The organism is Rathayibacter sp. AY1D9, from assembly GCF_002932395.1.
Taxonomy (GTDB): domain Bacteria; phylum Actinomycetota; class Actinomycetes; order Actinomycetales; family Microbacteriaceae; genus Rathayibacter.
This window is the reverse complement of the sequence record NZ_PSVQ01000045.1, coordinates 1-23507: the sequence shown is the minus strand read 5'-3', so window position 1 is coordinate 23507 and position 23507 is coordinate 1. Positions and strand designations below refer to the sequence as shown.

Genomic DNA, 23507 nt, shown 5'->3' with positions numbered 1-23507 from the left:
GACGCCGCCGACGGATGCGCCGACCCCGCCCGCCGACGGCTCCGCGCCGACGCCGCCGGCCGACGCGCCCGTCGCCCCGCAGGCGCCCTCCGAGAGCACCGCTCCCGACACCGAGGACGCCCCCACCGGAAGCTGACACCCGACCACCCGCCCCGCTTGCGCGGGGGAACGCCGACGGCCCGGAGGACACTGTCCCCCGGGCCGTCGGCGTCCGTCAGTGCGCGTCGCGGCGGCGGCGCGTCACTCCGAGCGCGAGCGCTCCGCCGGCGAGCAGGGCGAGGGCCGCCGCGGCGGTCCAGCCCGTCTCGACGCCGGTGCTCGCGAGTCCCGAGCCGGTCCGCGGAGGAACGGCGCCGGCCGGAGCAGGAGCCGACGTGCGGGTCGGCTCGGCCGTGGGGTGCGCAGTGGGCTGCGCGGTCGGCGCCGTGGTCGGCTCAGCCGTCGGCGCCGCCGTCGGCTCGACAGTCGGTCCCGGGGTCGGCACCGTCCTCGCCCCGAACACGGACTCCGCGGAGCCGAGCGACGCGAGCACCGTCTCGCCGTTCGCGTCGTCCACGCCGTCGTTGTCGGTCACCGCGAACACCTCGCCGGAGCCGGTGATGCCGAGGCCCTCGAGCTTCTCCTGTGTCCAGCCGTTCCCGGCCTGCAGCGCGGGCAGCACGTCGACCGCGAGGGTCTTCTCGAGCATCGGCAGCGTCTCGCCGACCGCCGCGCCCGCCTCCGTCGGCAGCGGCACCGTGTACACGGCCTTCAGCGCGGCGTCCGGCCCGTTGAGCTTGTCGCGCTCGATCACCGCGAGCGTGCCCGCCGGGGTGAGCGTGATCTCCGAGAGCCCGTTCCAGTCGCCGTCCGCCCCGGACACGGCCTCCAGCGGGTAGCCGAAGAAGCTCCAGCTGTCGGCGGCGACGTCGTAGCGCCCGATCCGGACCACTCCGTCGGCGTCGATCGAGGCCTCGCGCTGCAGCGCCGTCCAGACGATCTCACCGGCGGCGCCGTCCTCGACGGTCACTCCCTCGAAGCCCTGCTTGCCCAGCGCGGAGGCGAGCTCCGCGGGCAGGGCGATCCGCTCGGTCACCGCGGCGTCCGCGTCGAGTCGCAGGAGCGCGTTGCCGTCGCCTGTCCCGCCCTCCGTCACGGCCCAGAAGCCGCCGTCGACGCGGGCGGCGATCCCCTCCAGATCCAGAGCGGCGGGCTCGCCGCCCTCGGTCACCGTGAGCGTCGTGTCGAGCAGCGCCGGCGAGACGGAGGTGTCGATCGAGTGGAGGGTGCTCGGCGCGTAGGCGCTGTCGCTCACCGCGTACAGGCGGTCGGGCGCCGCCGGATCGGTCGAGAGGCCCGAGAGCGCGCCCCAGGGCAGCGGCGATCCGTCGACGTCGGCCGACAGCACGGTCGGGAACGCGGGGGCGGAGGCGCCGAGCGCGTAGAGCTGCACGCTCGCGCGGACGGCGGCCTCGGCGTCGTCGGTCTCGCTCGAGACGACCAGCAGGTCGCGCTCGGGCAGGGCGAGCAGCCCCTCCGGGCCGGGCGTCGACGGCAGCGCCTGCACGAAGCGCGGCGCGGTCGGCTCCGACACGTCGTAGACGGCCACGAAGTTCGCCCGCTCGGCGCCGACGAACACGTAGGGGACGCCGTCGAAGGTGGCCGAGAGCAGGCCCTCGGGCTCGGAGCCCTTCGCGTCGGAGCGCTTGTCCGGGTAGAGCCCGAGGCGCACCGCGAGGTGGTCGAACGAGTTCCCGGCGTCCCACTGCACGGCCCCGGTCGCGGCGTCGAGGATCGACCAGCCGCGCGTGCCGCCCTTCCAGTCGCCCTCGTTCGCGATCGCGACGTGGTCGTCGCCGACCCAGCCGACCGCGTCGGGCTCGCGCGGGACGTCGGTGATCGAGCCGGTCAGCGAGATCGAGTCGTCGTCGAGCGTATCGATGCCGCTGACGGATGCGGTGCCCGCGGTGTACGAGGCGGTGACGGAGCGGGTGGCCAGGTCGACGATCGCGACGGCGTTGTTCTCCTGCAGCGTCACGGCGACGGCCGTGTCGGCCGGGTTGATCGAGACGTACTCGGGCTCCGGGTCCGACGGGGTGTCGAGGCCGGCGAGACCGGTGAGGTCGACGTGCTCCGGCACCCAGGCGGAGGGGTCGCCCGCGAGGTCCATCACCACGAGCTCCCCGGCGGGCGCCTGCGGGAGGTCGCCCTCCTCGCCGCCCTCGGGGGCGAGGTCCTCGTCGCGCTGGTTCTCGATCGCGATGACCGCGGTCGAGCCGTCGGTGGTGACGTCGATGGAGTCGGGCTGGCCGCCGAGCTCGATGCTCGCGACGGGCGCGAGGTCGTCGGCGTGCAGCACGCTGACGTGGCCGGAGGGGTTCGCGAAGTCGCCGTCGCTCGTGTCGACCACCGCGAGGACGTACTCGCCGGTCGCGTAGACCGAGGTCGGCTCGCCGCCCACGCCGACGCCGCCGCGCGGCTCGGGGGCGTCGGGGTCCGAGATGTCGAGGACGTTGATGCGCTGCCCGGCGGAGTCCGTCGAGTAGACCAGGCGGCCGTCGGGCGACGCGCTCGAGATCTCGGCGACGGCGGAGTCGGCGGACGGGTCGGCCGCGTTGAGGTAGGCCGGCACCGTGGCGATGCGGGTGAAGAAGGAGTCGCCCGCGGCGGAGGCGGGCAGGGCCGCGGCTCCGAGGGTGCAGCCGGCGAGGGTGACGGTGAGGGCGAGGGCGGCGGTGCGGGTGCGGGTGCGGGTGTGACGAGAGGACACGGGTCTCCTGAGCGGCTTCGAAGGAACCCGCCCACGCTGGCCGCCCCCGGTGAACGCCCCGCCGCCCGCAGGTGTCCGCCCGGCGAACGCGCGGTGGCGGAGCCGCGACCGGCGGGGGTCTCGAGACGCCGGCACGGACGCCTCGAGATCCGCCAGGCGGCGTGGTCAGCGCGCGAGGCCCTCCGCGGCCGAGCCCCAGGAGCCGAGGGCCGCGCGGACTCGCTCGTCGCGCGCGAGCGTCAGCGCCTCCGCGTACCCCTCCTCCAGCACGTCGTCGAGCCGCACCCGCGCACCCGTCTCGGAGGAGCGGACCGCCGCCTCCACCATCGCGAGGCTCCGCACGTTCGAGTGCACCTCGCCCGAGGGCACCGCCCCCGAGCCCAGCACCCGCACGAACTCCGCGAGCGAGCCCGCGATCTCCTCGGGCACGGGCTCGAGCGCGGCGGTCCGCACCGCCTCCGACTCGCGCGACTGCCACTCCGGAGCGCCGTCGCCGTCCCAGTGCGCGGTGCCGCCGGCCCCGTTCACGCGCCAGTCGCCGTTCCACGAGGTCTCGAGGCCGTCGGCGCACCAGCTGCCGGTGTAGCTGAAGCGCACTCCGCCGGCGAACTCGAACACGGCGCTCGCCGCGGCTCCGTCGGCGTACCAGCTCCAGCCCGGGTTGTACTCCTCGCAGTAGACCGCGACCGGGTCGCTGTCGAGCAGGTACCGCGCCGCGTCGAAGGCGTGGATCGCCATGTCGACCAGGAGCACGTGGTCCATCTCGTCGCGGAAGCCGCCGAAGCGGGGCGCCTTCGCGAAGTGCACGGAGGCGGTCCCCAGCTGCCCGAGCCCGGCGATCTGCTCGCGGAAGGCGGTGATCGCCGCGTAGTAGCGGCGCGACTGGCTGGTCATCAGGAGCCGGCCCGAGGCCTCGGCCGTCGCCGCGAGCACCAGCGCCTCGGCGATGGTCGGCGCGATCGGCTTCTCGGAGAGCACGGGCAGCCCGGCGAACAGCGCCTCCGAGCTGACGGGCAGGTGCGCCCGCGGCACGGTCACGTTGACCACGGCGTCGGCGCCGGAGCGCGCGGCGACCTCGGCGACGGAGGTGCCGACGGCGACCGGGCCGACCCCCTCCTCCTCCGCGGCAGCCGTGGCGAGGTCGACGTCGAGGTCGACCAGGCCGACGAGCTCGGCGTCCGGGGAGTCGCGGATGGTGCGGATCCAGGCGCGGCCCATCGCGCCGGCGCCGACCTGGACGAGGCGGACCGTCATCGGACGAGCGCTCCCTCGTAGTCCTGGCCGTTGTGGAAGTCCTCGGTCTCGTAGCGCTGCAGCACCGGGAGGCGGCGCTCGGGGCGCGAGGAGCGCACCCACTCGACGCCGTTCGCGATCACGCGGCGCACCTCGGCCTGGTGGTAGACGGGGTAGTCCTGGTCGCCGGGGGAGAAGAAGAAGATGCGCCCGTGGCCGCGCTTCCAGGTCATGCCGGAGCGGAAGACCTCGCCGCCCGTGAAGGTCGAGAGGAACACGAGCTCGTCGGGCGCCGGCACGTCGAAGAACTCGCCGTACATCTCCTGCTGCGGGATCAGGAAGGGGTGCGGGATCCCCTGGGCGATGGGGTGCGTGGGGTCGACGGTCCAGACCAGCTCGCGGTCCTGCTCCGAGCGCCAGCGCAGCGTGCAGGTGGTGCCCATGAGCTTGCCGAAGATCTTTGACCAGTGGCCGGAGTGCAGGACGACGAGGCCCATGCCCGAGAGGACGTGGCGCTGGACGCGCTCGACGATCTCGTCGGAGACGTCGCCGTGAGCCATGTGGCCCCACCAGACGAGCACATCGGTGGCGTCGAGGACGTCCTCGGTGAGGCCGTGCTCGGGCTCGTCGAGCGTGGTGGTGGAGACGGTGGCGCGCTCGCCGAGGTTCTCGCGGATGCCGTCGGCGATCGTGCTGTGCATGCCGTCGGGGTAGATCGCGCGGACCTTCTCCTCGATCTGCTCATGGCGGTTCTCGCCCCAGACGAGGACGCGGACGGGGGAGGAGGGTGTGGTCACGGTGTTCCTTCTTCGACGGTGGAGACGGTGCGGCAGTGGGCGGCCCGACAGGGGTTAACCGCTTTACCGGCCGCGTCTCCTAGGATGCGGGAGGCGTCCGCCCCGCGTCAACCACGGCCGGGCGGCGCGAGCGGAGGAGGCGCGGTGGCCACGATGAGGGATGTCGCGCGCCTCGCGGGGGTCTCGATCGCGACGGTCTCGTTCGTGGTCAACGACACCAAGCCCGTCTCGCCCGAGACCCGCGAGCGGGTGCGGGCGGCGATGCACGAGCTCGGCTTCCGGCCGCACGCCCTGGCCCGCGCCCTCGCGCGGCGCCGCTCGGGGATCGTCGCGGTCGTCTATCCGCTCGTGTCGAGCCGGCCGCTCAACACCGCCACCTCGTTCCTGCTCGGAGCCGCCGAGGCCGCGGCGGAGCAGGACCACTCGATCGTCCTGTGGCCGACGGTCGGCGGCTCCGACCGCCTCGCCGACCTGCGCGCCGACGGCCTGATCGACGGCGTCGTGCTGATGCAGGTCACCAGCGAGGACGAGCGCGTGCCGGTCCTGCGGGACTCCGGCACGCCCTTCGCCCTCATCGGGCGCACCCGCGACCCGTCCGCCCTCGACTGGGTCGACATCGACTTCGAGGGGATGGTCGAGGAGGCGCTCGGCCGGCTCGCCGGCCTGGGGCACGCGCGGGTGGCGCTCGTGCTCGGCCCGGACCGCGACGCCGCGGCCGACTTCGGCCCCTACGCGCGCACCCAGGAGGCGTTCGCGCTCGCCTGCGCGGCCCGCGGCGTCGAGGGCGTGCTGCTGCGCTGCGAGGAGTCGCCCGCCGGTGGCCGCACCCTCGCCCGCTCGTTCGACCCCGCCTCCGCGACCGCCGTGGTGATCGTCAACGGGGGCGCCGCCGTCGGGTTCGCGCACGAGGTGCGGCACCGCGGGCTGCGCGTGCCCGAGGACCTCTCGATCGTCCTGCTCGCCTCCGACCCCGACGTCGCCGACCTGGCCGACCCGGCGCTCGACCTGCTCGTCGCGCCCGGCCGCGAGCTCGGCCGCCGCGGAGTGGAGGCGCTGCTCGCCCGCCTCGCCGACCCGGCGGCGCCGCTCCTCCAGGAGCGCATCGGCGGCCCGTGGCGCCCCGGCGGCTCTGTCGCCCCTCCGCGCTGACGGCCGGCGCCCCGGGAAGCCCCGGGAGCGCGCGCTACGGCACGATCGAGTCGATGTAGCCGCCGTCGACGCGCACGGCGGCGCCCGTGGTGGCCGAGGCGAGCGGGGAGGCGAGGTACGCCACCATGTGGGCGATCTCCTCCGGCTCGATGAGGCGCTTCAGCAGCGACTGCGGCCGATGCAGGCGCATGAACTCGCGCTGCGCCTCCTCCCACGGGAGCTCGCGGTCGACCAGCTCGTAGACGAAGTCCTCGACGCCGCCCGTGTGGGTCGGCCCGGCGAGCACGCTGTTCACCGTCACCCCGGTGCCGGCGGCGGCCTTGGCGAAGCCGCGCGAGACGCCCAGCAGCGCGGTCTTCGACACTCCGTAGTGGATCATCTCGGCGGGCGTGACGACGGCGGAGTCGCTGCCGATGTAGAGGACGCGGCCCCACTCGCGCTCCATCATCCCGGGGAGGTAGGCGCGGGTGAGGCGCACGCCGGTGAGCACGTTGACCTCGAAGTAGCGGCGCCACTCGTCGTCGTCGATGGAGAGCGCATCGGCGGAGCCGAAGATCCCGAGGTTGTTGACGAGCACGTCCACGTCGGCGGCCGCGCGCAGGAGGGAGGCCGTGCCCTTCTCCGTCGACACGTCGGCCGCGACTCCGCGCACCCGCGCCTCCGGCACCGCCGCGCCGACGGCCTCGATCGCCCGGCGGATCGACCGCTCGGAGCGGGCGTTCACGATCACCTCGGCGCCCGCCTCCGCGAGCGTCGTCGCGATGGCCAGCCCGATGCCCTGCCCCGACCCCGTGACGAGGGCCGTGCGCCCGGTGAGATCCAACCCGATCATGCTGCTCCGCTCCGCGCCGCCGCCCGCCGGCCGCGCTCGGGGTCGAGCATGCCACCGAGCCCTGACATCCGGCCCACTTCCGGTTGAGGACGCCCGCGGGTCGCCGCGGCGTCGCTCGTAACGGTGGAGACCGTTGCCAACCGGACACTCGTGCGTTACGGTCTAATCAATCGGCAATACGTATTACCCGTGGGTAGTACGCCGATGACCCAGACTGTCGACGAGGACGAGGCGGACGCGTGACCCCGATGCAAGCAGATGTCGCCGTGATCGGCGGCGGACTCGGAGGAGTGGCCGCGGCGATCGCCCTCGCCCGCAACGGCCTCTCGGTCGTGCTGACCGAGCAGTACCCGTGGCTGGGCGGTCAGCTCACCTCGCAGGGCGTCCCGCCGGACGAGCACACCTGGGTCGAGCAGTTCGGCGTCACCGCCGACTACCGGCGCCTCCGGGACGGCATCCGCGGCTACTACCGCCGCAACTACCCCCTCACCGCCGAGGCGATGCGCGACGACCGCCTGAACCCCGGCCGCGGACTCGTGAGCCGGCTCTGCGCCGAGCCCCGCGTCGCCGTCGCCGTGCTCGACGAGATGCTCGCCCCCTACCGCTCGAGCGGAGCGATCCGCGTCGTCACCGGCGTCGTCCCCTTCGCCGTCGACGGCGGCCCGGGCCGGATCGAGCGCGTCCTGCTGCGCGACGCGGTCTCGGGCGAGGAGCTCGCCGTCTCCGGACGGTACGTGATCGACGCGACCGAGACGGGGGAGCTGCTCCCCCTCGCGGAGGTCGACTACGTCACGGGGTCCGAGTCGCGCGACGAGCACGGCGAGCCCAGCGCTCCCGCCGTCGCCGACCCGATGAACGTGCAGGCCGTCACCTGGTGCTTCGGCTTCGACAGCGCGGACGGCGACCACACCATCGAGCGCCCGGCCGACTACGACTACTGGCACGAGTACGAGGTGCCGTTCTGGGGCGGGAAGCTCCTCTCCTTCACCGCGCCGAACCCGAGGACGCTGCGCCCCGAGACCCGCACGATGCACGTGAACGCCGTGGGCGACACCCGCACCGCGGACCAGCGCGCGCAGGGCGGGGACACCGACCTCTGGATGTTCCGCCGGATCCTCGCGACCGAGACCCTCCGGCCGGGCGCGCTCGACAGCGACATCGTGCTCGCGAACTGGCCGATGCTCGACTACCTCGACAGCTCGATCCTCGACGTGCCGGAGCCGGAGAAGCACCTCGCCGGCGCCCGCGCGCTCTCGCTGTCGTACTTCTACTGGCTCCAGACCGAGGCGCCCCGGCCCGACGGCGGCCGCGGCTGGCCCGGGCTCCGGCTCCGCGGCGACGTGATGGGCACCGCCGACGGCCTCGCGCAGGCCCCCTACATCCGCGAGTCCCGCCGGATCCGCGCGCTCACCACGGTGCGCGAGCAGGACGTCTCCGTCGCCGCCCGCGGGACGGGGAGCCCCGCCCGCTTCGACGACTCCGTCGGCGTGGGCATGTACCGGATCGACCTGCACCCGACCACCGGAGGCGACAACTACCTTGACGTGGAGTGCTCGCCGTTCGAGATCCCGCTCGGCGCCCTCGTGCCGCGCACCCCGACGAACCTGCTGCCCGGGGGCAAGAACATCGGGACGACGCACATCACCAACGGCGCGTACCGCCTCCACCCCGTGGAGTGGAACATCGGCGAGGCCGTCGGCGAGCTGGCGGCCCTCGCCCTCGCCGAGGACCTGTCGCCCCACGAGATCGCCGCCGACCCCGCCCTCGTCGCCCGCCTGCAGGCGAGGCTCGAGTCGCGCGGCGTAGAGACCCACTGGCCCGACGTCGTCGGGTACTGACCGGGAACACCGAGAAGACCATTGGAGAAAGAGAGACGATGAGACCAGCGAAGAAGCTGATGGCCTCGCTCGCCGCAGTCGGAGTGATCGCCGCCCTCTCGGGCTGCGGCGCCGCCGGCGGCGGGGACGACTCAGCACCCGTCGCTCTGAGGATGTCCGTCTGGACCTCCGACGAGAAGCAGCTCGCCCTGTTCGACTCGATGGCCGACGAGTACATCGCCGACCACCCCGAGATCGAGTCCGTGACCTTCGAGTCCCTCCCGTTCGCGGACTACAACTCGACCCTGACCACGCAGGCCGCGGGCGGCAACGCCCCCGACCTCGCCTGGGTCGGCGACATCGCGAAGGACCTGATCGACGCCGGAGCGCTCGCTCCGCTGACCGAGACCTTCGAGGGGACCGAGGGCTACGAGTACGACGACATCCTGCCCAGCGTGGCGCAGTCGTTCAGCCAGGACGGCGAGCTCTACGCGTACCCGTTCTCCAACTCGCCGTTCGCGCTGTACGTGAACCAGGACCTCATCGCGCAGGCCGGGCAGACCGTCGACCCCGCGACGCTCAGCTGGGAGGACGTCGACCGCATCGGCGCGGCCGTCAACGAGTCGACCGGCAAGGCCGGCTACATCATCCGCGACTTCGACTTCTCGGGCTGGCTGAGCCTCGCGAACCTCTGGGCGGGCTGGGGAGCCCAGCCGTGGAGCGACGACGGGACCCAGTGCACGATGGACTCGCCCGAGATGGTGGAGGCGTTCCAGTTCTTCCACGACTCGGTCTACGTCAGCGGCGCGACCCCCGGACCCGGCGTGACGGCGGACTTCTTCGCCGGCGACGCCGCGTTCACGACCGCGCAGGTCTCGCGGGCGAGCCTGCTCGACGGCTCGTTCCCGTTCGAGATCTACCCGCTGCCCGTCGGCCCCGCCGGCGAGTACGGCAACATCGGCCAGGCCGGCATGGCCGCGCTCGCAGGCGGCGACCACGTGGAGGAGGCGACCGGCTTCCTCTCGTTCATGACCAACCCGGAGAACTCCGCCAAGCTCGCGCAGTTCTTCCCGCCGCCCCGCGAGTCGCTGCTGTCCGGTGAGGAGCTGGCGAAGGTCAACACCCGCCTCAGCGCCGAGCAGCTCGACCGCGTCGTGGTCGACGAGCTCGCCGACGTGTCCGCCACCCCTCCGGTGACGAGCCCCGCCGAGATCACCTCGGTCGGCAAGACGGCGCTGGACCGCATGTGGTCGGCCGACGCCGACGTCGCCGAGGTGCTCGGAGGCGTCTGCGACGCCATCGCGCCCGTCCTCCAGGGGAAGTGATCCCGTGACCGCGACCTCGACGGACAGCCGCCGATCCGCTCCCGCCGGCGCCTACTGGAACCTCCGGCGCCGCGACGCGCTCGCCGGCTGGCTCTTCATCGCGCCCCAGCTGCTCGGTGTGATCGTGTTCGTGCTGCTGCCCGTCGGGCTCGCGGTCTGGTTCAGCCTCAACGAGTGGAACGTCTTCACCGGCTCCATGACCTTCGTGGGCGGCGAGAACTACGAGCGGGCGATCAACGACCCGAGCATCGGCGCGGTGCTCGGCACGACCGCGGTCTTCTCCGGGGGAGTGGTCGTCCTGAACCTCGCCCTCGGGCTGGGCCTGGCCGTGCTGCTCAACCGGAGGATCCCGGGCGGCGCCCTGTTCCGCACGCTCTTCTTCTCGCCTGTCGTCATCTCGGTGGTCGCCTGGACCCTCGTCTGGGGCTTCCTCCTCCAGGACAACGGCGCGATCAACGGCCTGCTCTCGCTGGTCGGCCTCGACGGGCCGAACTGGCTCCAGGAGGGACCCACCGCGATGGCGAGCGTCATCGTCACGCAGGTCATCCGCAGCGTCGGCGTCAACATGGTGCTCTTCCTCGCCGCGCTGCAGGGAGTGCCGGGCGACCTCTACGAGGCGGCCCGCCTGGACGGCGCGAGCCCCCGCGCGATCTTCTTCCGGATCACGCTCCCGCTCATCTCGCCCACCCTGCTCCTCACCGCCATCCTCACGATCGTCGGCTCGCTGCAGGCGTTCGCGCAGGTCGCCGTCCTGACCGAGGGCGGGCCGGAGCTGTCGACGACAGTGCTCGTCTACTACGTGTTCCAACAGGCCTTCGAGTTCAGCGACATCGGCTACGGCGCGACGCTCTCGCTGATGCTGCTCCTCTTCGTCCTGATCCTCACGGTCGTGCAGTGGCAGCTGCGCAGGAAATGGGTCTTCTATGAGAACTGACGCCGTCGTCGAGCAGGGGACCCCGCTCACGCCACGCCTCGAAGCCGTCCCGGAGCCGCCCGTCAAGCGCCGCCGCGGCCGCAGCCCGCTCATGACCGCCCTGCTCGTCGTGACGCTGATCCTGCTCGTGCTGCCGTTCGCGGTGCCGACGTTCTGGATGATCGCCTCGTCGTTCAAGCCGGTGAACGAGATCTTCTCGAACCCGCCGACCCTGCTGCCGGACTCGCCGAGCCTGGCGGGCTACGCCGAGGCGTTCCGGTTCCAGCCGTTCGCGCTCCAGTACTGGAACAGCCTCTACATCGCGGTCACGGTCACCGTGGTGACGCTGCTGGTGTCGAGCCTGGCCGGCTACGCCTTCGCCCGGATCCCGTTCCCGGGACGCAACGCGGTGTTCCTCGTCGTCCTGACCGGCCTGCTGGTGCCGACGGAGGTGACGATCATCCCGCTGTTCCAGATCTTCCGGCAGCTCGGCTTCATCGACACCCACGTGCCGCTGCTGCTGGTGCCGATGGTCGGAGCGCCGGCGGTGCTGGGCACGTTCATCATGCGGCAGTACTTCATCGCGATGCCCGGCGAGCTCGAGGAGGCCGCGCGCCTGGACGGCCTCGGCCGCTTCGGGATCTGGCGGCGCATCTTCCTGCCGCTGTCCAAGCCCGCGCTGTCGGCCGTCGCGATCCTGACCTTCCTCGGGTCCTGGAACATGTACCTCGAGCCGACGGTCTACCTGACCTCACCCGAGCTCTTCACCCTGCCCCAGGCGCTCACCCGCTTCACCGACGCCTACGGCGGGGAGATGTGGGACGTGCAGCTCGCCGCGGCGACGATGACGGTCGTGCCCGTGCTGGCCGTGTTCCTCCTCGCTCAGCGGCAGTTCGTGGAAGGGCTCGCGCACTCCGGTCTGAAAGGCTGACCCGGTGTTCACGGATCGCCCCCTCGCCGCCCTCCGCGAGTTCCGTGCGGAGGTCGCGGAGCCCGACGACTTCGACGCCTTCTGGCGGGCCACCCTCGCGCTCGGGCGGGAGGGCGGCCCCGCCGTGAGCGCCGCGCCGGTCGACGCGGGCCTCCCGCTGGTGCGGGTGCGGGACGTGCGGTTCCCCGGCTTCGCGGGCGAGCCGATCGCCGCCTGGCTGGTGACCCCCGCAGCGGACCCGGGCGCCCCGCTCCCCGTGGTGATCGAGTACCCCGGGTACGGCAGCGGACGGGGCCGTCCGATCGAGCACCTCTGGATCGCCGCCGCCGGGTACGCGCACCTGGTCGTCGACGCGCGAGGCCAGGGAGCCGGACGCCTCGCCCGCTCCGGAGCCACCCCCGACCCCCACGGCAGCGGACCCGCGTACCCCGGGGTCACGACGAGCGGCATCGAGTCGCCCGAGACGTACTACTACCGGCGCCTGATCGCGGACGCGGCGCTCGCCGTCGACGCCGTGGAGGCGCTCCCCGGGCTGGACCCGGACCGCGTGTCGGTCTTCGGCGGCAGCCAGGGCGGAGCGCTCGCGACCGCCGCGGCGGCGCTGCGCCCCCGGGTGCGCGCCGCGATCGCCCTGGTGCCCTTCCTCTCCGACGTCCTGCGCGCGACGACCATCACGAACGAGGCGCCCTACGTGGAGATCGCCCGCTACCTGGCGACCCGCCCCGAGGACCTCGACGCCGTCGAGCGGACCCTCTCCTACGTCGACGGCGTCCACTTCTCGCGGCGCCTGCGCTGCCGGGTGCACCGCTCGGTCGGCCTGATGGACCCGATCTGCCCGCCCTCGACGGTCTTCGCCTCCCACAACGTCTCCGGCGGCGAGACGTCGATCGACGTGTGGCCGTACAGCGGGCACGAGGGCGGCGGGGTCGGCGACCGCGAGCGGGCGCTGGAGGTGCTGCGGGAGGTCCTCGGGTGACCGCGCAGGCGTGACGCCGCGTCTCAGGACGTCGGCGCCTCCTCCATCCCGAGCCGCATCGCCAGGTCCATGGCGCGCAGGCGGGCCGGCGAGACGTCGTAGGGCAGGCTCCGGATGATCTCGCCGGCGCTCCGGGCGCGGGAGCCCTGTGCGGGATCGGGGGCCGGCGCGGGGTCCTCGGGCGGGTGCGCCTCGTCCCACGCGTCGAAGATCGCCTCGTCCTCCTCGAGCTGGCCGGACTCCTCGACGACGCGCATCAGCCGGGCCTCGAAGGCGTGCCGCTCCCGCGCCACCTGCTCCACCCGGGGGTCGTCCTCGGCGACCGTGTCGTCGAGGGCCTCCTCGGCGGCGTCGACGCGGTCGGCCTCCGCCCGCAGCGCCGGATCGGCGGCCAGGACCACGAAGCGGCCGGCCTGGGAGACGGCGCCCAGCGGGCCGAACATCCGCTCGGTGACCAGCAGGGTGTCGAGGTCGGCCTGGCGCAGCGAGCCCTCGGGTGCGCCCTCGAGGCGGCGCGAGACGATGTCGTCGAGCAGCCCCAGCCGGCCGCCGAGGGTCCGCATGCGCCGGACCGAGGCCCGCTTCCGCTGCAGCTCCTCCTCCTGCGCGGCGAGCGCGGCGTCCAGCCGCGCGAGGACGCCCGCGACCTCGTCCTCGCGGTCGGCGCTGTCCTCGGCGCCGGCCGGGGCTGCGACGGCGAAGGCGTCCCGGATGTCCTCGAGCGCGACCCCGGCGTCGGCCAGGCGGCGGATCCAGAGCAGCCGGATGATGTCGTCGTAGCCGTAGCGCCTGCGGCCGTCTCCGCCCCGCTCGCGCTCGGGGAGCAGGCCGAGCCGGTGGTAGTGGCGGATCGCCCGCGGAGTGACGCCGGCGAACGCGGCGGCGTCGCCGATCTGCACCTGGCGGGGCGGGGCGGGGAACGACTGCATGAGGGACCTCTCCGATCGGGACGGTGTGCATCGAGCAGACCACATGACGCAGGGGCAGGAGCAAGCCGACCCGGCCTGCTCCCGCCCCTCGTCCCCTCGCGCTCAGCGCGCCAGGCGCACCGTCGCGATCTCGAACGGACGCAGCTCGAGGCGCACGTCGGCCGACTCCGCCTCGACGGAGCTCTCGATGCGGACCTGCTCGGCGGGACGCTCCATCAGGTCGGTGCGGGTGACCGCCCGGACGGCGAAGGCGGCGCGGAGGGTCGCTGCGGCGCGGCGGCCGAGCGACTCGTAGAGCCGCACGATCACGTCGCCGCTCCCGTCGTCCGCCGCCTTCACGGCCTCGACGATCACCGAGGGGTCGTCGATCGACACCAGGGGAGCGACGGGCGCGGCGCCGGTGAGCCTGCGGACCGGGGTGTTCAGCGCGTAGCCGGCCTCGACGGCGTCGGGCAGCTCGGCGCCGACCACGAGCGAGACGGCGAGGCGGTGGCGGCCCTGGTCGGCGTCCGGGTCGGGGAACAGCGGCGCGCGCAGGAGCGAGAGCCGGACCGTGGTCGTCGGGGTGCCGGCCGCGGCGCGGTCGCGGGTGATGTCGTGCCCGTAGGTGGAGTCGTTGACGACCGCGACGCCGAAGCCCGGCTCGCCGACGTGCACCCAGCGGTGCGCGACGGTCTCGAAGCGGGCGGCGTCCCACGTCGTGTTCACGTGGGTCGGGCGGTGCACGTGGCCGAACTGGATCTCGGACGTCGCCCGGTCCGAGAGCAGGTCGAGCGGGAAGGCGAGCTTGAGCAGCTTGCGGCGCTCGTGCCAGTCGATGTCGAGGTCGAGGTCGACGGCCGCCCGGCCGATCTGCAGCGAGACGGTCTGCACGACCGTGGAGCCGCCGAACGAGCGGGTGATCACGACCGCCGGCACCTCGCGGCCGAGCGGGTCGCTCACGGTGCCGGCGCGGACCGAGTCGACGCCGACGAGGTCCTCCACCGTGCGGCGGTAGTTGTCGTCGAGGTCCCAGGCGTCCCACTTGTTCGGGGTGTCGCGGTGGAGCTGGAGGAGCCCCGCGGCGGCGCCGGCGGGCACGACCTCCCGGCCGCTCGCGAGGTCCACGACCGACTCGAGGAGCCCGGAGGCGCCGATCCGCACCCGGACGAGCCCGTTGTCGAGCACGTGGGCGTCGCCGTCGGAGCGGAGCGTCGGGGCCGAGTGCTCCGCGGCGGGGTCGGCCGCGGCGGCGCCGAGCGCCGGCACGCCCCCGACGGCGAAGGGGGAGGAGTTCACCAGCAGCTCCGCGGAGCCCTCGCCGGCGAGGGCCCGGACGGCCTCGGCGATCATCTCCTCGATCCGCTGCGCGATGCGGGCGTAGTTCTCCTCCGCCTCGCGGTGCACCCAGGCGATGGAGGTGCCGGGCAGGATGTCGTGGAACTGCTGCAGGAGGACCGTCCGCCACATCTCGCGCAGCTCGTCGGCCGGGTACGGGACCCCGGCGCGGACGAGGGCCGTGGTCGCCCACAGCTCGATCTCGCGGAGCAGGTGCTCGCTGCGGCGGTTGCCCTGCTTGGTGCGCGCCTGCGACGTGTAGGTGCCGCGGTGGAACTCGAGGTAGAGCTCGCCCGACCAGGTGGGCGCGTCCGGGTACTCGGCCTGCGCCTCCTCGAAGAAGCGGCGGGGCGTGGACAGCTCGACGGTCGGCGAGCCCTCGAGGCTGCGCGTGCGGCGGGCGGCCGCGATCATCTCGCGGTTGGGGCCTCCTCCGCCGTCGCCGTAGCCGAAGGGCACGAGCGACATGGTGCCGCTGCCCTTCTCGGCGTACTGGCGCTCGGCTCGGGCGAGGTCCTCGCCGGAGAGGTCGGAGTTGTAGAGGTCGACGGGCGGGAAGTGCGTGAACACGCGGGTGCCGTCGATGCCCTCCCACCAGAAGGTGTGGTGGGGCATCGTGTTGGTCTCGTTCCACGAGATCTTCTGCGTGAGGAACCAGCGCCCGCCCGCTCCGGCGATGATCTGCGGCAGCGCGGCGGAGTAGCCGAAGGAGTCCGGGAGCCAGACCTCCTCCGTGTCGATCCCGAACTCGTCGAGGAAGAAGCGCTTGCCCTCGAGCAGCTGGCGCACGAGCGCCTCGCCGCCGGGCATGTTCGTGTCCGACTCGACCCACATCCCGCCGACCGGCACGAAGCGGCCCGCGAGCACGTGGCCGCGGACGCGCTCGAACAGCTCCGGGTGGTCGCGCTTCAGCCACGCGTACTGCTGCGCGGAGGAGGCGGCGAAGACGAAGCCCTCCTCGCGCTCGATCAGATCGCAGACGTTCGAGAAGGTGCGGGCCACCTTGCGGGCGGTCTCGCGGGCGGGCCAGAGCCAGGCGGAGTCGATGTGGGCGTGGCCGACGGCGTGCAGGTGGTGCGCGCTCGCCGAGGCGGGGCGCTCGAGGACCGTCTGCAGCGCCTCCCGGCCCGCGCCGGCGGTGCCGGACACGTCGTCCGGATCGAGGACGTCGACGGCGCGGTCGAGGGCGCGGACGATCTCGGCGCGGCGCTGGGAGGACTCGGGCAGCTGCCCGATCAGCCCGACGAGCACGGCCATGTCCTGCTCCAGCTCCCAGACCTCTCGGTCGAGCAGCCCGAGCTCGAGACGGCGGAGGCGGTAGAGCGGGTCGGACGGCAGGGCGCCGTCGGCGGGGCGGCCGCCGAGCGCCGTGGGGGTGAAGGACCAGTCGCCGGTGATGTTCGGGTTGGCGGCGGCCTCGATGTAGAGCTCGACCGTGCGGTCGCCCGCCTCGCGGCCGGGCAGCCGGTCGAGCGGGACCGACTGGTTGAACGGCTCGACGGCCTTCACGACCGTGCCGGTCGCGGTGAAGACGAGCCCCTCCGCCTCGAAGCCGGACTGGGCGCCGGTGTAGCCGAGGTCGACGACGAGCTCGGGCTCGCAGCCGTCGACGCCGACCCAGGAGGCGGGGATCTCGCCGCGCACGTGGAACCACACGGTGCCCCAGGGGGCGCCCCACGGCTCCCCGATGCGGGCGGGCGCGTAGGACGCGGCCCGCGCCTGGTCGAAGGGGACCGGCTCGCCCGGAGCGGTCCACGACTCGATCCCGAGCGGCTCGACCGCCCGGTGGATCGCCGGCCGGAGGCTCTCGGCGCGGAAGCGGGCGATGCGGGCTTCGATGCGGGTGCTGTCGTCATGCATGCGTTCTGGTGCTCGTTCCGTGTGCAGTGGGGGGAGGGCGGCGGCGCGGAGGGCGCCGCCGCCCGGGGTCAGGAGGCGATGACGACGCGGTGCCCGTCGGGGAAGACGGCCACCTTCCGCCAGGTGTCGCCGGAGCGCTCCCAGCCCTCGTTGACCTGTCCGGCCGGAGGGGTCGGGATGGTCTCGGGGGCGCGGGCGACCGTGGTGTAGCCGGCCGCGCGCTCCACCCGGCCGCGGCCGAGCTCGAACGAGGTCAGGCGTCCGTCGTCGACGATCAGCGAGCCCTCGTCCACTCCCGCGGCGCCGCGCTCGATGAACGGGTTCACGAGGCGCGTCTGCGAGGAGTCGCTGCCCAGCACGATCGCCTTCTGCTGCGGGAAGCGGCCGAGGCTGAGCCCGTAGAAGCCGCCGAGGACGGTGAGGTTGCGCACCTCGAAGTCCGCTCCGCCGTTCGTCAGGCCGACGCCGAGGCAGTTCGCGCCCGAGGTCGGGAAGAAGTTCGGGTTCACGATCATGTGGCTCGTGCCGGCCTCGATCAGCACCTCCCAGCCGTCGCGGGAGCCCTCCGAGCGGAAGTTGATCAGGGTCAGGCCGGAGTTGACCGAGCGCCGGTTCTCATTGCGGATCGACCGGAGGCCGACCGTGCCGCCGATGGCCTGGCAGTCGAGCAGCGTCATGTTCGTCGGCGCGAGGAGGAAGCCGCCGAGGCCGGGGCTGATCGCCTCGACGTTGGTCATCGAGCCGCCGATGGAGGCCTGGCCCGAGTCCTCCACGCCCCAGCCGGCGGGGGCGACGATCTTGATCTTGTTCCAGGAGTTGGCGTACGAGTACTCGTCGTCGACGCCCGAGACGAAGGTGGCGCGCTCGCGGAAGATGCCCGACTTGCCGGTCTTCTGGATCCACAGGTTGCGGAACTCGCAGTTGACCAGCGAGCGCAGCGACATCCCGTGGCCGCCGGAGGGCGTGCCCGTCATCTCGAAGTCGGCGAGGACGACGCCGGTGGCCTTGTTGTTGTTGGCGGGGCCGGCCGCGTCGCCGGTCTGGCCGGAGACGGTGAAGATGTCACGGGTCGAGCCCTCGATCTGGACGATCCTCGTCTGGCGCATGCCGGCGCCGACGATCTTCGGCCCGGCGTAGCCGTAGGGCGGCCCGTTCTCGGGCTGCACCGGGTAGCCGCGGTAGTCGACCGCGAGGCCCGTCACCCGGATCTCGCCGGCGGGCAGCGACACCTCGCCGCCCGGAGCGGTCATCGCCTTGTCGATGGCCGCCTGCACCGCGCGGGTGTTGTCGGCGCCGGCGCGGTCGTCCCAGCGGAACTCCTTGTCGAGCGGCGAGATCGGCCCCTCGGTGACGCTCAGGCGCTTCTTCTGCCCGGGAGCGTCGGCCGGGGGAGCGGCGGCGGCCGGAGTGGCGGCGCCGACGGCCCCTGCCGCGCCGGCGAGGGCGGCGGCGCCCCCGGCGAGGAAGAGGCGGCGCGAGTTGTCGGGCCTGCGCTGCGGATCGTGCTCGGGCTGCTGATCGGGCTTGTGCTGCCGATCGGGCCTCGGGGAGGCCGTGGTCTGGTTGTCTGGGTCTGCGGGATTCATCATCGTCGACGTTCCGCCCTCTCTCGCCCCGGATGGGCGTACGGCGATCCTTCGTCATCGGTAGCCTGAGGTCAAGACGTAATACCTATTACCAGGATGAAGCGGGGGTGTCCGGGTGCCGCGGATCACGCAGAAGGACATCGCGCGTCTCGCGGGAGTCAGCCAGACGACGGTGTCGTTCGTGCTCAACGACAAGGGCGAGCAGCTCGCCCGGGTCCCGGAGGCGACGCGGGCGCGGATCCTCAAGGCGATCCAGGAGACGGGGTACGTCGCCGACCCCATCGCGCGCCGCCTCAAGCAGGTCGGCACCGGCATGATCGGCGTCTACACCTACGAGAGCCTGTTCCCGCTCGACCGCGAGGACTTCTTCCATCCGTTCCTCGCCGGCATCGAGGAGGAGGCGCAGAACCGCGACATCGACCTCCTCCTGCTGACCAGCGGTCGCGTCGGCGGCCGTCGCGGCGGCCTCAGCGGCGGCACCACCCGGCTGCGCCTGGCCGACTCCTGCATCCTCCTCGGGCAGCGCATGCCCCGCGAGGAGCTCGAGTTCCTCAACGCGAGCGGCTTCTCCTTCGTCAGCATCGGCCGCCGCGACGACGCCGGCGGGCCCGTGCCCTACGTGGCCGCCGACTACGCGTCGATCGTCCGCGAGCTGATCTCCTGCGCGCGCGCCCTCGGCCACACCCGCTTCGCCTACGCCGGCCACGGCGAGGGCGTCGAGTCGTACACCGACCGCATGGCCGGCGCGCGGGCCGAGCTCGGCGACGGCTTCCTCCACCTCGTCCCGGGGCCGGAGGCGTCGCCGCGGGAGTGGATCCGCCGGATCGCCGCCGAGGGCGTCACGGTCGTCCTCGCCGAGCAGGAGGAGCAGTTCGTCCTCCTGCAGGAGGCCGCCGAGGCCGAGGGGGTGGCGGTGCCGGGCGACCTGTCGCTGGTGTCGCTTTCCGGATCGGCCGACCGCACCGGCTGGCAGGCCGGCTTCGAGCTGCCCCGGCGCGACATGGGGCGCCGCGCCGTGCAGATCCTCATCGAGGGCGACCCCGCGCGACGGGAGCAGCAGCTCCTCCGCTGCACGCTCGTCGACGGCGCCTCCCTGGCCGCGGCCCCGGCCTGACCGGCCGGCCCTGACCGCTCGGCCCTGAACGGCCGGGCTCAGCCCGAGTGGTGGCGCCCGATGGGCAGCACCAGCGGCGTCCGCGAGACCGGGTCCTCGATCACGCGCGACTCCATCCCGAACACCGCGCGCACCGTCTCCGGCGTCACCACCTCGGCGGGCGTGCCCGAGGCGTACAGGGCTCCGTCGCGCACGGCGACGAGGTGGTCGGCGTAGCGGGCGGCGAGGTTGAGGTCGTGCAGCACGATCACGATCGTCGTCCCGCGCGAGCGGTTGAGGTCGGTGAGCAGGTCGAGCACCTCGACCTGGTGCGACACGTCGAGGTAGGTCGTCGGCTCGTCCAGGAGGAGCACGTCGGTCCGCTGGGCGAGGGCCATCGCGATCCACACCCGCTGGCGCTGCCCGCCCGAGAGCTCGTCCACGGGGCGGTCGGCGAGCTCGAGCGTGCCGGTGTCGCGCAGCGCCTCCTCGACGATCGCGTCGTCGTCCGATCCGGAGCCGCGGCCGAAGAGGCCCCGGTGCGGGTAGCGGCCCCGGGCGACCAGGTCCGAGACGGCGATCCCCTCCGGCGCGATCGGGGTCTGCGGCAGCAGCCCCACCTGCTGCGCGACCTGGCGCGTCGGGAGCCGGTGGATCGCGCGCCCGTCGAGCAGGACGCTCCCCGAGCGCGGGGTGATCAGCCGCGCCATCGCGCGCAGGAGCGTCGACTTGCCGCAGGCGTTCGCGCCGACGATCACCGTGATCCGGCCGGGCGGCACGGCGAGCGAGAGCCCGTCGACCACCACGCGCTCGTCGTAGGCGAGGGTGACCGCGTCGGCGGCGAGGGTGGGCGGGGCGTCGGTCACAGGGAGCCTCCGGAGCGGTTGCGGCGGGCGAGGAGCCAGAGCAGGAAGGGCGCGCCGAGGGCGCCGGTGACGACGCCGACCGGGAAGCGCGCGCCCGAGAACAGAGCGCCGACGACGTACTGGGCGAGCAGGTCGGCGGCGAGCACCACGACCGCGCCGACCAGGGCGGAGGGGATCAGCAGCGTGCGCGCGCTCGGCAGGATCCGCCGCGCGATCGGCCCCGAGACGAAGGCGACGAACGCGATCGGGCCGGTGGCGGCGGTCGCGACGGCCACGAGGCCGACTCCGACCGCGAGCAGGGCCAGCCGGCTGCGCCGCACGTCGAGCCCGAGCGCGGTCGCCGACTCGTCGCCGAGCTGCAGCACGCCGAGCCGGCCCGAGAGCAGCAGGGCCAGCGGCACCAGCACGAGCATCGTCAGCGCGAGCGGCGGGACGGAGGGCCAGGCGGCCGAGTTGAGGCTGCCGGTCAGCCAGCGCAGCGACTCCTGGACGTCCTCGAAGTCGGCGCGGGTCTGCACGTAGGCGATCACGCTCTGGAACATCGCCGCGACGCCGATGCCGATGAGGATCAGCCGCGCCCCGATCACTCCGCCGCCCTCGGCCAGCCCGGCGATGATCAGGGCCGTCGCGAGCCCGGCCGCGACCGCGATCACCGAGACCGCGCCTCCCGAGAGCCCGAAGAACGCGATCGCGACGACGGCCGCCGCGCTCGCCCCCGAGGTGATGCCGATGATGTCGGGGCTGGCGAGGGCGTTGCGCAGCATCGTCTGGAAGATCACGCCGCCCATCCCGAAGCCCACGCCCACCAGGACGGCCGTGATGGTGCGCGGCAGCCGCAGCGTGCCCACGGTGAAGGAGGCGCCCGGCACGGTCTCGCCGAGGACCACGCGGACGACCTCCGGCACCGAGTAGACCGTGCTGCCGACCGTGAGCGAGACGACGACGAGCGCCAGCGCGAGCACCGCGAGGACCGCGCAGCCGATGACCGTGCGTTGACGGCGCAGCGTGCGGCCGGCCGCGATGCCGACCGCGGCGGGCGCCTCCGCGGTCCTCACAGCGCCCGCACCTTCGAGCGGCGCACGATCGCGATGAGCACCGGGGCGCCGATCAGCGCGGTCACGATGCCCACCTCGACGTCGCTCGGCCGGGCGACCACGCGGCCGACCACGTCGGCGACGAGCAGCAGCAGGGCGCCGAGCAGAGCGGAGGAGGGCAGCAGCCAGGCGTGCGCGGGGCCGGTGACGCGGCGGGCGAGGTGCGGGACGACCAGGCCGATGAATCCGATCGGTCCGGCGATCGCGGTCGCGGCGCCGCAGAGCAGCACGGCCGCGAGCCCCGCGACCAGGCGGATGCGCCCCACGCGCCGGCCGAGGCCGGTCGCCAGGTCGTCGCCGAGCGCCAGGGCGTCGAGCCCTCGCGCGCTGGAGAGGGCCAGCACCGCGCCGACCGCGAGGAACGGGAGGACCTGCAGGATGCTCGCGGTCTCGGCGCCGCCGACTCCGCCGACCTGCCAGAAGCGGAAGCGGTTCAGCGTGGTCTCCTGGGTGAGCAGGACCGCGCTGATGAGGGAGGTGAGCGCGGCGGCGGTGGCGGCTCCGGCGAGGGCGAGCTTCAGCGGAGTGGCGCCCTCGCGGCCGAGCGACGCGACCGCGTAGACGAACGCCCCGGCGGCGGCGGCTCCGAGGAACGCGAGCCAGATGAACTGCGGCAGGCTCGTCGCGCCGACCCCGGCGATCCCGAGCACGACCGCGAGCGAGGCGCCCGAGTTGAGGCCGAGGATGCCCGGATCGGCGAGCGGGTTGCGGGTCAGGCCCTGCATCACGGCTCCGGCGAGCCCGAGCGCGGCGCCGACCAGGATCGCGAGGACCGTCCGCGGCACCCGCCCCTGCACCGCCGCGTCGACGATGGACGCCGGATCGGGCGAGGTCAGCGCCGGCCAGACCTCGCCGAGCGGGATCTCGCGGGAGCCGTACACGAGCGAGAGGACCGAGGCGACGGCCAGCGCGACGAGGGCGACCGCCAGCGCGGTCGCCCTCGTCTTCCGGGTGGGTGCGGTGCGGGTCACGACACCTTGTCGGCGGCCGCGGCGAGGCCGGCGGCGTACTCGTCGAGCACCCACGGGATGCTGAGCAGGTTCGGCGACGAGGTGGCCATGGCGGCGGAGGAGCCGTCCTCGAGCACGTAGACGGAGCCCCGCTCGACGGCCGGGATCTTGGAGAGCAGCGGGTCGGCCTGCAGCGCGGCGAGGGTCGTGTCGTCGCCGTAGACGACGAGCACGTCGGCGTCGAGCTGGTCGGCGTTCTCCGAGCTGATGGTGCCGCTGAACGCCTCCGAGTCGCCGGAGAGCTCGGCGACGCTCGGGGCGACGTCGAGTCCGAGGTCCTCGACGAACTTCACGCGCGCGTCGTTCGGCGTGTAGTAGGTGAAGGTGCTCGCGTCGGTCGGGTCGTACCAGCCGTACATGAACGTGGTGCCCGCGAGCTGCGGGTAGGACGCGGTGGTCTGCGTGATGTCGCTCTCGATCTCGCCGACCTTCGCGACGGCCTCGTCCTCGAGGCCCAGCGCGGCGCCGTCGAGCTTCGCGGAGTCCTGCCAGGTCGTGCCCCAGGGCAGGCCCGGGTAGGCGACGGTGGGGGCGATCTGGCTGAGGGTGTCGTAGTCCTGCTGGGTGATGCCGGAGTAGGCCGAGAGGATCACGGTCGGGCTGAGGTCCGAGATCGCCTCGAAGGGCACGCCGTCGGTCTCGTCGAACAGGGTCGGGGTCTCGGCGCCGGAGGCGTCGAGCGCCTCCTTCGTCCACACCAGCAGGCCGTCGCCGTCCTCGTCGCCGTAGGAGGCGCGGGTGAAGCCGACCGGGGTCACGCCCAGCGCGAGCGCCACGTCCTGGTTGGTCCAGCTCGTCGCGACGACGCGGTCGGCCGACTCGACGGTGGTGCTGCCGAAGGCGTGGTCGACGGTGACGGGGAAGCCCTCGCCGCTCTCGGCGGCGCTGCTCTCGGACGTGCCCTCGGAGCCGGCGTCGGCTCCTCCCGAGCAGGCGGTGAGCAGCAGCGCGGCGAGGCCGAGCGAGGCGACGGCGGTCAGGCGGAGGGGGGTGCGAGTGGCGGGCACGGCGATCCTTCGAAGGGGGTGGT

General features: G+C 73.5%; 18 protein-coding genes. 7 read left to right on the top strand and 11 right to left on the bottom strand.

The window, feature by feature from the left end; all coding sequences use genetic code 11:
- Positions 1-214: 214 nt before the first annotated feature.
- The 3 genes from C5C50_RS14895 to C5C50_RS14885 all read right to left on the bottom strand — a co-directional run bounded on the left by C5C50_RS14895 (position 215) and on the right by C5C50_RS14885 (position 4779).
- Positions 215-2749: an esterase-like activity of phytase family protein gene (locus C5C50_RS14895; RefSeq protein ID WP_104273806.1), complete on the bottom strand. Its 2535-nt coding sequence runs from the start codon at positions 2747-2749 to the stop codon at positions 215-217.
- Between the two features lie 165 nt (positions 2750-2914).
- Positions 2915-4003, bottom strand: coding sequence for a Gfo/Idh/MocA family protein (locus C5C50_RS14890; protein WP_104273805.1), 1089 nt, complete (start codon positions 4001-4003; stop codon positions 2915-2917).
- On the bottom strand, positions 4000-4779 hold the full coding sequence (locus tag C5C50_RS14885) for a ThuA domain-containing protein (RefSeq protein WP_104224317.1): 780 nt from the start codon (positions 4777-4779) through the stop codon (positions 4000-4002). The genes C5C50_RS14890 and C5C50_RS14885 overlap by 4 nt, the downstream gene beginning before the upstream one ends.
- Before the next feature lie 153 nt (positions 4780-4932).
- On the opposite strand from C5C50_RS14885, the gene C5C50_RS16750 reads away from it, so the two are divergent.
- A complete protein-coding gene (locus tag C5C50_RS16750; RefSeq protein ID WP_258063691.1) occupies positions 4933-5928 on the top strand; it encodes a LacI family DNA-binding transcriptional regulator in 996 nt (331 codons plus the stop codon).
- 34 nt (positions 5929-5962) lie between these two features.
- Here the strand turns inward: C5C50_RS16750 and C5C50_RS14865 are convergent, their stop codons facing one another.
- Positions 5963-6757, bottom strand: a complete 795-nt coding sequence (locus tag C5C50_RS14865) for an SDR family NAD(P)-dependent oxidoreductase (RefSeq protein ID WP_104238803.1) — start codon at positions 6755-6757, stop codon at positions 5963-5965.
- A 251-nt stretch (positions 6758-7008) separates the two neighbouring features.
- On the opposite strand from C5C50_RS14865, the gene C5C50_RS14860 reads away from it, so the two are divergent.
- The 5 genes from C5C50_RS14860 to C5C50_RS14840 are packed head-to-tail and all read left to right on the top strand — an operon-like array spanning position 7009 to position 12722.
- Positions 7009-8598 (top strand): FAD-dependent oxidoreductase, encoded by a 1590-nt coding sequence (locus C5C50_RS14860; protein WP_104263304.1) that lies wholly within the window; start codon positions 7009-7011, stop codon positions 8596-8598.
- A gap of 38 nt (positions 8599-8636) precedes the next feature.
- Positions 8637-9902, top strand: a complete 1266-nt coding sequence (locus tag C5C50_RS14855; RefSeq protein ID WP_104224315.1) for a sugar ABC transporter substrate-binding protein — start codon at positions 8637-8639, stop codon at positions 9900-9902.
- Positions 9903-9906: 4 nt separating this feature from the next.
- Positions 9907-10836 carry a carbohydrate ABC transporter permease gene (locus tag C5C50_RS14850; RefSeq protein WP_104234014.1) on the top strand — a complete coding sequence of 310 codons (930 nt, stop codon included), beginning with the start codon at positions 9907-9909 and terminating at the stop codon, positions 10834-10836.
- Entirely contained in the window at positions 10826-11746 is a 921-nt protein-coding gene (locus C5C50_RS14845) for a carbohydrate ABC transporter permease (RefSeq protein ID WP_244229554.1), read from the top strand. Before C5C50_RS14850 ends, C5C50_RS14845 begins: the two co-directional genes overlap by 11 nt.
- A 4-nt stretch (positions 11747-11750) precedes the next feature.
- A complete protein-coding gene (locus C5C50_RS14840) occupies positions 11751-12722 on the top strand; it encodes an acetylxylan esterase (RefSeq protein ID WP_104273803.1) in 972 nt (323 codons plus the stop codon).
- Positions 12723-12745: 23 nt separating this feature from the next.
- Here the strand turns inward: C5C50_RS14840 and C5C50_RS14835 are convergent, their stop codons facing one another.
- The 3 genes from C5C50_RS14835 to C5C50_RS14825 all read right to left on the bottom strand — a co-directional run bounded on the left by C5C50_RS14835 (position 12746) and on the right by C5C50_RS14825 (position 18414).
- Positions 12746-13651 (bottom strand): MerR family transcriptional regulator, encoded by a 906-nt coding sequence (locus C5C50_RS14835; RefSeq protein ID WP_104273802.1) that lies wholly within the window; start codon positions 13649-13651, stop codon positions 12746-12748.
- A 102-nt stretch (positions 13652-13753) separates the two neighbouring features.
- Positions 13754-16828, bottom strand: coding sequence for a glycoside hydrolase family 38 C-terminal domain-containing protein (locus C5C50_RS14830; protein WP_104273801.1), 3075 nt, complete (start codon positions 16826-16828; stop codon positions 13754-13756).
- A 68-nt stretch (positions 16829-16896) separates the two neighbouring features.
- Positions 16897-18414, bottom strand: coding sequence for a hypothetical protein (locus C5C50_RS14825; protein ID WP_146085914.1), 1518 nt, complete (start codon positions 18412-18414; stop codon positions 16897-16899).
- Positions 18415-18529: 115 nt separating this feature from the next.
- Between C5C50_RS14825 and C5C50_RS14820 the strand changes: the two genes are divergently transcribed.
- A complete protein-coding gene (locus C5C50_RS14820) occupies positions 18530-19528 on the top strand; it encodes a LacI family DNA-binding transcriptional regulator (protein ID WP_104227154.1) in 999 nt (332 codons plus the stop codon).
- A gap of 38 nt (positions 19529-19566) precedes the next feature.
- On the opposite strand, the gene C5C50_RS14815 is transcribed toward C5C50_RS14820, so the two are convergent.
- From C5C50_RS14815 to C5C50_RS14800, 4 genes are read right to left on the bottom strand one after another with little or no spacing between them, the layout of a single operon-like run.
- Positions 19567-20373 carry an ABC transporter ATP-binding protein gene (locus tag C5C50_RS14815; protein ID WP_104224308.1) on the bottom strand — a complete coding sequence of 269 codons (807 nt, stop codon included), beginning with the start codon at positions 20371-20373 and terminating at the stop codon, positions 19567-19569.
- Positions 20370-21428, bottom strand: coding sequence for an iron chelate uptake ABC transporter family permease subunit (locus C5C50_RS14810; RefSeq protein ID WP_104273799.1), 1059 nt, complete (start codon positions 21426-21428; stop codon positions 20370-20372). The genes C5C50_RS14815 and C5C50_RS14810 overlap by 4 nt, the downstream gene beginning before the upstream one ends.
- On the bottom strand, positions 21425-22438 hold the full coding sequence (locus C5C50_RS14805) for an iron ABC transporter permease (protein ID WP_104224306.1): 1014 nt from the start codon (positions 22436-22438) through the stop codon (positions 21425-21427). The genes C5C50_RS14810 and C5C50_RS14805 overlap by 4 nt, the downstream gene beginning before the upstream one ends.
- Entirely contained in the window at positions 22435-23484 is a 1050-nt protein-coding gene (locus C5C50_RS14800) for an iron-siderophore ABC transporter substrate-binding protein (RefSeq protein ID WP_104273798.1), read from the bottom strand. Before C5C50_RS14800 ends, C5C50_RS14805 begins: the two co-directional genes overlap by 4 nt.
- Positions 23485-23507 lie beyond the last annotated feature (23 nt).

Bases quoted from the DNA above. Each gene is read 5' to 3' on its own strand.
- C5C50_RS14830 (WP_104273801.1), bottom strand. From the start codon at position 16,828: ATGCATGACGACAGCACCCGCATCGAAGCCCGCATCGCCCGCTTCCGC.
- C5C50_RS14835 (WP_104273802.1), bottom strand. From the start codon at position 13,651: ATGCAGTCGTTCCCCGCCCCGCCCCGCCAGGTGCAGATCGGCGACGCC.
- C5C50_RS16750 (WP_258063691.1), top strand. From the start codon at position 4,933: ATGAGGGATGTCGCGCGCCTCGCGGGGGTCTCGATCGCGACGGTCTCG.
- C5C50_RS14860 (WP_104263304.1), top strand. From the start codon at position 7,009: ATGCAAGCAGATGTCGCCGTGATCGGCGGCGGACTCGGAGGAGTGGCC.
- C5C50_RS14855 (WP_104224315.1), top strand. From the start codon at position 8,637: ATGAGACCAGCGAAGAAGCTGATGGCCTCGCTCGCCGCAGTCGGAGTG.
- C5C50_RS14845 (WP_244229554.1), top strand. From the start codon at position 10,826: ATGAGAACTGACGCCGTCGTCGAGCAGGGGACCCCGCTCACGCCACGC.
- C5C50_RS14825 (WP_146085914.1), bottom strand. From the start codon at position 18,414: ATGAATCCCGCAGACCCAGACAACCAGACCACGGCCTCCCCGAGGCCC.
- C5C50_RS14890 (WP_104273805.1), bottom strand. From the start codon at position 4,003: ATGACGGTCCGCCTCGTCCAGGTCGGCGCCGGCGCGATGGGCCGCGCC.